Source organism: Enterobacter cloacae complex sp. IR53041, from assembly GCF_049238285.1.
GTDB classification, from domain to species: Bacteria; Pseudomonadota; Gammaproteobacteria; order Enterobacterales; family Enterobacteriaceae; genus Enterobacter; species Enterobacter roggenkampii.
Genome location: NZ_JBMKHB010000047.1, coordinates 19,603 through 27,510, shown reverse-complemented (window position 1 = coordinate 27,510; position 7,908 = coordinate 19,603). Strand labels below are relative to the sequence as shown.

Sequence of the window (7,908 nt, the reverse complement as noted above, 5' to 3'; positions counted from 1 at the left end):
TCTCCTCTTCTATGCCAGTTATAACTGTTACCCATGTATCCGGTCTAAAGTGTTACCCATGTTTCCGGTTCATACCCTACGCTTACCGGGCCTACAGGAGCTCAAACCCAGGTCGGGTAAGGCGAAGCCGCCACCCGGCCAGATATCAACGGCGACGTTGCCACATCCACAAACCCGCAATCGCAATCGCAAACAGCCCGCCAAACCCGACGCCAATCCCCACCACCGGCACACCCACTTTTACCGCCAGCGAGTAAAGCCCCAGCATTAACAGCATCGCCAGGTTTTCACCCAGGTTTTGTACCGCAATGGCATTGCCTGCCCCGACGGTCTGCTTGCCACGCTCCTGCAGCAACGCGTTCAGCGGCACCACGAAGAAGCCCCCCAGGATACCAATCAGGATCAGGAGGGCATAAGCAGGCAATAACGTATGCTGCAGCGAGAAGATCAGCACCACCACGCCAATCAGGATCCCTGCTGGCATGCAGCGTGCAACCGTCTCAAGCGTCACCAGCTTCGCTGCCGCACCTGCCCCCACAACAATGCCGATGGCCACCATCGCATTAAGATAGGTCGGCGTCGCGTTGTCCGTAATACCCAGCGCCACCGGCACCCACAGGACCAGCAGGAAGCGCAGCGTAACGCCCGCACCCCAGAACATACTGGTCCCCATCAGGGAGAAACGCGTTTCACCGTTACGCCACAGCACGCGGCAGGCATTAAAGAAGCTGCCGGTCATTGGTTTAACGCGCCAGGACTGGCCCGGGCGAGCCACCGGCAGCTTCGGAATAAACAGGTTCGCCACGACCGCCCCGCCATACACCACCGCACACACGCCCAGTGCTGCCAGCACATGCCAGTCGGCCAGCACGCCGCCCGCGACGGATCCGAGCAGAATAGCGGCAATGGTTGACGATTCCATCAGGCCGTTGGCTTTCACCAGCTTATCCCCCGTGGTCAGCTCTCCGAGGATGCCGTACTTCGCCGGCGAGTAAGCGGCGGCCCCAATGCCCACCAGCGTATAGCCAATAAACGGATTGAAGCCAAAGCAAATGCTGGCCGCCCCCAGCAGCTTGAGGCCATTGGCAAACATCATCACCCGGCCTTTCGGGAAGCTGTCCGCCACCTGCCCCACAAACGGAGCAAAGATAATGTAAGCGCCCACAAACACCATCTGCAGGATCGGCTGACTCCAGTCGGGGTAAAACTCGGCTTTCAGCAGCGCCAGCGTGGCAAACAGCAGCGCGTTATCACCGAACGCAGAGAGAAACTGCGCGGCGATGACGGCCATCATGCCTTTCGACCTGAGGGATGTGTTAGTGTGTACTGACTCACGCATTTTGCTGTTCCGCCTCTTCAACCATGCCTTTCAGGGTCACGAAATCGGGCTTCCCGCTGCCCAGCACCGGGAGCTGTTTCAGGTAGCGAATATCGCGCGGCACGGCCAGTTCAGGAATACCGTGTTCACGCGCATAGCTCAGTAACCTGTCGCGCTTAAGCTCACTGTCGGTCGTAAACAGCACCAGCGCCTCGCCTTTGCTGGCATCGCTCTTCACCACCGTGGCGTGCATCTTCTCGGCGGACACGGCCGTCGCCAGTTGCTCCACCATTTCCAGAGAGACCATTTCACCGGCAATTTTGGCGAAGCGTTTTGCGCGTCCCTGGATCTGTACAAAGCCTTGTTCATCAAAGCGGACAATATCACCGGTGTCGTACCAGCCGGTTTCAACCTCGCCGTTGACGTTGTCCGCCGTCGGCGCTTCCAGCACGCCCGGGTTTTCCACGCGCAGATACCCGTTCATCACGTTTGGCCCTTTCAGCTGCAGGCGGCCGCCGTCCTCTATGCCCGGCACCGCCAGCAGACGCGCGTCCATCCCCGGCAGAATGCGGCCAACCGTTCCCGGTTTCGCCGCCATCGGCACGTTAATCGAGACCACGGGCGCACACTCGGTCACGCCATAGCCTTCGAGGATGCGCAGGCCAAACTTGTCCTGCCAGATCTGCCGCGTGCTCTCCTGCAGTTTTTCCGCGCCAGCCACCACGTACCGCACGCGATAGAAGTCATACGGATTGGCGAAACGCGCATAGTTCCCCAGGAAGGTAGAGGTCCCGAACAGCACGGTACAGTTACGGTCATACACCAGTTCCGGCACGATGCGGTAATGCAGCGGGCTTGGGTAAAGGAACACTTCTGCACCGGTCAGGAGCGGCGTGAACAGCCCCACCGTCAGGCCAAAGGAGTGGAACAGCGGCAGCGCCGACATAAAGCGGTCGTTCGCGGTAAAGTCGGCGATGCTTTTAATCTGCTCGACGTTCGCCAGAATGCTCTTGTGGCTGTGGACGACGCCTTTCGGATTGCCCTCCGATCCCGACGTGAAGAGGATAATCGCGTCATCTTCCGGCTGCTGTTTGACCTGGGCCAGACGCGGCATCAGCAGATGCGCAAAAATCCACAGCTTGTCGCCGGTGGTCACGTCCGCTTTCAGATCCTCCAGGAAGACCCAGCGCACCTGAGTGAGCTGCTCGGGAAGATGCCAGAGCTTGCCTTTGTCCAGGAACTGGCGGGAGGTGAATACGGTATTGATTTGCGCAGCGGTTATCGCGCTGGTCAGCCCCTTCACGCCCGCCGTGTAGTTCATCATCGCCGGAATACGGCCCCGGGAAACCGCACCGAAAATCACCGCCGCGCTGATGCCCGCGTTAGGCAGCATCAGGCCAATCTTTTCGCCCTTTTTGCTGTACTTCTCCAGAATACGCCCCACAAACAGGGTTTTGGTCAGCAGCTTGCGATAGGTATCCGGGGTAAAGTTAATGTCTTCGATGCAGTTTTTCTTCGCGCCATAGCGGTACTGCGCGGAAAGCAGGGATTCGTAGAGCGTTTCGCGCGGGCGCACGGCCATACGCGCTTCCATCATAATCTGATGCAGCATTTCCCCGGCGATTTTACGGCGATCGCGGGCACGCGGCGCGTCGGGCATCGCTAATGACGTTGGCGGCAGGATATGCAGCGTGATTTTGGGGAACAGACGCTGCTTCACCAGCCCCTTCAGACGGCTGAAATGGGTCAGCTCCGCGCCTTCAATACGCAGCGGCACCACGGTCGCTTTTGACTTCGCCGCAACAAACCCCGCGCCGTCGTAGATTTTCATCAGCGAACCGGTCACGGAGATCCGTCCTTCAGGGAAAATGACCACCGGGCGCCCCTGCTCGACCAGACGTACCAGATGCTTAATCATCATCGGCTTTGTCGGGTCGAGCGGCACAAAATCAATCAGCGGCGAGAGCCAGCGCATATACCACTGCTGGCTGATGGAGGTATACACCGCAAATACCGGACGCACGGGCAAAAACAGCGCCAGCAGGATGCCGTCTATAAAGGAAACATGGTTTGGTGTGATCAAAACGCGTTCGCCGCTAAGCGCCCGGGTGTCGCCAGTGATGCGGATGCGAAAAAGAATACGGAAAAGCGTACGGAAGAACCCAAATAGCATCTCAACTCCCTTTGCCAGCCAGTGTGGAGGGTTATTAGTAAATGGTGGCAGATTACACGAGAAGTGATAAGGGAGCGACAGCAAAAGTGGAGGCGAAAAAAAACCTGCGCATCCGCGCAGGTTGGTGCAAGAGATGAGTACGAAACCGTACTAAGAATTCTCACCAATCAATACCTCTGGGATCTCAACTGTATCAACCTCTTTAACGCCCTTGCTATCGGACAATCGCAACAGCCTGAGGCAAAGTGTAACTAAAGGTTCAGATTCACATTTTTCAGACATGACTGGGCGTGTAACGATTACACCGCCAGGGGTGTGCTGCGTCACGTTTGTGGAGAGCGGAAATCCGCTCCCCTTGAATGCACGCCGCTTTTCCGCAACACTATTTGATGTGTAAACGCTTACCCCCAATAAGAAGGTAATGAATGGCGACAATAAAGGATGTGGCCCGTCTGGCTGGCGTGTCGGTGGCAACCGTCTCGCGCGTGATTAATGATTCACCAAAGGCCAGTGACGCATCACGTCAGGCGGTACAAAGCGCCATGGAATCCCTGAATTATCATCCCAATGCCAACGCTCGCGCGCTCGCCCAGCAGTCCACAGAAACGATTGGTCTGGTGGTGGGCGATGTTTCCGATCCCTTTTTCGGTGCCATGGTGAAAGCGGTTGAACAGGTTTCCTATCAGACAGGCAATTTTTTGCTGATCGGCAATGGCTATCATAACGAACAAAAGGAACGCCAGGCCATTGAACAGCTGATCCGCCACCGCTGCGCGGCGCTGGTAGTTCACGCTAAAATGATCCCGGATGCCGAACTGATTCACCTGATGAAGCAGATGCCCGGAATGGTGATTATCAACCGTATCATTCCCGGCTTTGAGAAACGCTGTGTGGCCCTCGACGACCGCTACGGCGCCTGGCTTGCCACGCGGCACCTGATTCAGCAGGGCCATACCCGGATTGGCTATCTCTGTTCCAATCACCCCATTTCTGATGCGGAAGACCGTCTGCAGGGCTACTACGATGCCCTGCGTGAAAACGGGCTGCCGTGTAATGACCGTCTGGTGGCCTACGGCGAACCGGACGAGAGCGGCGGTGAACAGGCCATGACCGAGCTGCTGGGCCGCGGACGGAATTTCACGGCGGTTGCCAGCTATAACGACTCTATGGCCGCAGGGGCAATGGGGGTGTTGAATGACAACGGAATTGAGGTACCGGCAGAAATTTCGCTGATTGGCTTCGACGACGTGCTGGTCTCCCGCTACGTTCGCCCGCGTCTGACCACCGTGCGCTACCCAATCATCACCATGGCAACGCAGGCCGCCGAGCTGGCGCTAGCGCTGGCTGAACAGCGCCAGCCGCCGGAAATTACCCATCTGTTTAGCCCGACGCTGGTCCGTCGTCACTCCGTTGCGTCGCCTGCAGAAGCGCAGAGCGAATAACGGTAGAGGTGCACCCGCGTGTTGGGGTATTCCAGCCCATCACCGATATACTGCCAGCCGTAACGTTCGTAGAAGTCGCGGCAGGCAGACCAGAGATGGAGCTCCTCATACCCGGACTGCGCGGCGTAAGCGATAACATGCTGCTGAAGCTGCCCCGCCAGCCCTTTGCCTCGCGCCGCGTCGTCAACGTAGAGCGCCGCCAGCCACGGACAGAGATCCTGACGGGTGATCAAATCGCAGCGCCAGAGTCCCACCGTGCCGAGAAGCTGTTCGCCTTCAACGGCAATAAACGTCAACGGTAATGCCCCCGGCGTCTGGCTGTGCTCAACAATACTGTGGAAAAATGCCCGAGGAAGCCCTTCGCCAAAGGCCTGCCAGATCCAGTCGGTAACCTGCTCTGCGAAGTGTGGCGCCTTGTAAAGCGGGAGGATGACAGCCTTATTCATGTTTCACCTGCATTTTCTCATGTATTTACTGGCCTGATGCTCCAGCCCGGTTCGGTGATTATCTTACCAGAGTCAGGCTATTAAGTTTGACTTCAGGCTGGCCGGATGAATCGTTACCAAAAAGCGTGATCGTGGCAGAGTTTTTGCGCTTCCCGCATCGCTTATACGGCATAAGCTCTGTGGTAAACTGCAGATCGTTACGTGGAAGCAGGAATATAGAATGGCAACAATGCTGGATGTATCACTGCGCGCGGGCGTGTCGAAGGCCACGGTATCGCGCGTGCTGAACGGCACAGGTCAGGTAAAAGAGAGTACGCGTCAGCAGGTGTTTGCTGCGATGGAAGAGCTGGGCTATCGCCCGAACTTTCTCGCGCGCTCGCTGGCTAACCAGACCAGCAACAGCATTGGTCTGGTCGTCTCGACCTTTGACGGCTTTTATTTTGGCCGCCTTCTCCAGCAGGCGTCGCGGCAGACCGAAACTCACGGGAAACAGCTGATCGTCACCGACGGTCACGACGCGCCGGAACAGGAAGAGCAGGCGGTGCAGATGCTGGCCGATCGCCAGTGCGATGCCATCGTGCTTTACACGCGCTACATGAGCGAAAAAGCGATCGTCAAACTGATGAACACCGTGAAAACGCCGCTGGTGGTCATTAACCGTGAAGTGAGCCAGGCGCCGGATCGCTGCGTGTTCTTCGAACAGCAGGATGCCGCATTCAAGGCCGTGGATTACCTGATCGGCCAGGGCCATAGGGAGATCGCCTGTATCACCGTCCCGATCCACACTCCCACGGGTAAAGCGCGGCTGATGGGCTATCGCAAGGCGCTGGAAAAGCACGGTATCCGTCTGGACGAGCGTCGGATAAAGTACGGCGATGCAGGAATGACGCGGGGATACGAGCTTTGCAAGGAATTGATTGCCGACGGAGTACCGTTTAGCGCCCTGTTTGCCTGTAACGACGATATGGCGCTGGGGGCGTCCAAAGCGTTGCACCAGGCGGGGCTGAAAATCCCGCAGGATATCTCCCTGTTCGGCTTTGATGATGCCCCAAGCGCGAAATGGCTGGAGCCTGCGCTCTCGTCGGTTTATCTGCCCATCGACAATATGATTGTCACCGCCATCGATCAGGCGATCCGGCTGGCAAGAAACCAGCCGGTCGATGCCATCCCGCCGTTTACCGGCACGCTGGTGTTACGCGATTCGGTCACCACCGGGCCGTACTTTCATCAGATGAGTTCTAAAGCCAGCAGTTCCTGAATGGTCTGGCGACGGCGTATCAGCCGCGCCTTGCCATTATCAAACAGCACTTCCGGCAGCAGCGGGCGACTATTGTAGTTAGAGGACATAGACGCCCCGTAGGCACCGGTGTCGTGCAGCACAAGATAATCACCCGGTTTGACCTCTGGCAGCGCGCGGGTTTCCACTTTGCCGCCCTCCTGCTGGGTAAACACGTCACCCGATTCGCACAGCGGCCCCGCAACGACCGTCTCAACGCGCGGCGCCTGCGTTAAATCGCGGCCGTCGGCAGCCAGGGCGGTAATGTGGTGATAGCTACCGTACATGGACGGACGCATCAGGTCGTTAAAGCCTGCATCAATCAAGACGAAGTGGCGAGACCCCATCTCTTTCACGCTGCGGACCTGAGAAACCAGCACACCGGCTTCCGCCACCAGGAAACGGCCCGGCTCAATTTCCAGTTTTACCGCGTGGCCAAGATGCGCGGCGATTTGATCGCGCGCGGCGCTCCACAGACCGTAATAGTGATCGGTATCGATCGCCTCTTCCCCTTCGCGATAAGGAATGGAGAGACCGCCGCCCGCAGAGATCGCCTCCAGATCCTGACCAAAGTCGACAACCTGACGCACCATCGCGCCGCACACCTGCTCCAGGTGGCCGTAATCCACCCCTGAGCCAATGTGCATATGAATGCCCACCAGCTTCAGGCTGTAGCGCTGTAACACCTCCAGCGCGGCAGGCATATCGGCATACCAGATCCCGTGCTTGCTGTTTTCACCGCCGGTATTGGTTTTTTGGCTGTGGCCATGACCAAAGCCCGGGTTCACGCGCAGCCAGACGCGATGGCCGGGAGAAACCTGACCCAGCTGCTCCAGCATATCCACAGAACCGGCATTCACCGGGATCTGCAGCTCGTGAACGCGCGCCAGCGTCGCATCGTCGATCACATCGGCGGTAAAGACGATCGCGTCGCTGTCGGCTTTGGGATCGTATCCGGCCGCCAGCGCGCGCTCGATTTCGCCGAGTGAAACGGAGTCCACCTTCACGCCCTGCTCGCGCATCAGGCGCAGAATATGAATATTGGAGCAGGCCTTCTGGGCAAAACGCACCACGTCGAACTGATGCAGGGCGGCGATCTTCTCGCGGACGATCTGCGCGTCGTAGACCCACACCGGACAGCCAAACTCGGCAGGCAGGCGCAGCAGGTTGTCGGCGTTCAAATCGGTATCAGTCTGGTTCAGCGGGCGTGGCATGGTCTTCTCCGGATAAATGCGTTTTGATGATTACGCCAC

Annotated in this window: 6 protein-coding genes; 2 read left to right on the top strand and 4 right to left on the bottom strand. The window is 58.0% G+C overall.

Annotation, left to right across the window (positions count from 1 at the left end; genetic code table 11):
• Positions 1 to 145 precede the first annotated feature (145 nt).
• Together lplT and aas are read right to left on the bottom strand one after the other, a co-directional pair.
• Positions 146 to 1,339 (bottom strand): lysophospholipid transporter LplT, encoded by a 1,194-nt coding sequence (lplT, locus tag ACOTXF_RS22215; protein WP_047746752.1) that lies wholly within the window; start codon positions 1,337 to 1,339, stop codon positions 146 to 148.
• A complete protein-coding gene (gene aas, locus ACOTXF_RS22210; protein WP_045415615.1) occupies positions 1,332 to 3,491 on the bottom strand; it encodes a bifunctional acyl-ACP--phospholipid O-acyltransferase/long-chain-fatty-acid--ACP ligase in 2,160 nt (719 codons plus the stop codon). The genes lplT and aas overlap by 8 nt, the downstream gene beginning before the upstream one ends.
• Before the next feature lie 425 nt (positions 3,492 to 3,916).
• On the opposite strand from aas, the gene galR reads away from it, so the two are divergent.
• Entirely contained in the window at positions 3,917 to 4,933 is a 1,017-nt protein-coding gene (galR, locus tag ACOTXF_RS22205; protein ID WP_021242019.1) for an HTH-type transcriptional regulator GalR, read from the top strand.
• Here galR and ACOTXF_RS22200 read toward each other — a convergent pair.
• Positions 4,894 to 5,379 carry a GNAT family N-acetyltransferase gene (locus ACOTXF_RS22200; RefSeq protein WP_021242020.1) on the bottom strand — a complete coding sequence of 162 codons (486 nt, stop codon included), beginning with the start codon at positions 5,377 to 5,379 and terminating at the stop codon, positions 4,894 to 4,896. The genes galR and ACOTXF_RS22200 overlap by 40 nt on opposite strands.
• 220 nt (positions 5,380 to 5,599) lie before the next feature.
• Here ACOTXF_RS22200 and ACOTXF_RS22195 point away from each other — a divergent pair, with 220 nt between their 5' ends.
• Positions 5,600 to 6,637: a LacI family DNA-binding transcriptional regulator gene (locus tag ACOTXF_RS22195; protein ID WP_008499674.1), complete on the top strand. Its 1,038-nt coding sequence runs from the start codon at positions 5,600 to 5,602 to the stop codon at positions 6,635 to 6,637.
• On the opposite strand, the gene lysA is transcribed toward ACOTXF_RS22195, so the two are convergent.
• Positions 6,607 to 7,869 (bottom strand): diaminopimelate decarboxylase, encoded by a 1,263-nt coding sequence (lysA, locus tag ACOTXF_RS22190; protein WP_045909895.1) that lies wholly within the window; start codon positions 7,867 to 7,869, stop codon positions 6,607 to 6,609. The genes ACOTXF_RS22195 and lysA overlap by 31 nt on opposite strands.
• Positions 7,870 to 7,908: the final 39 nt, after the last annotated feature.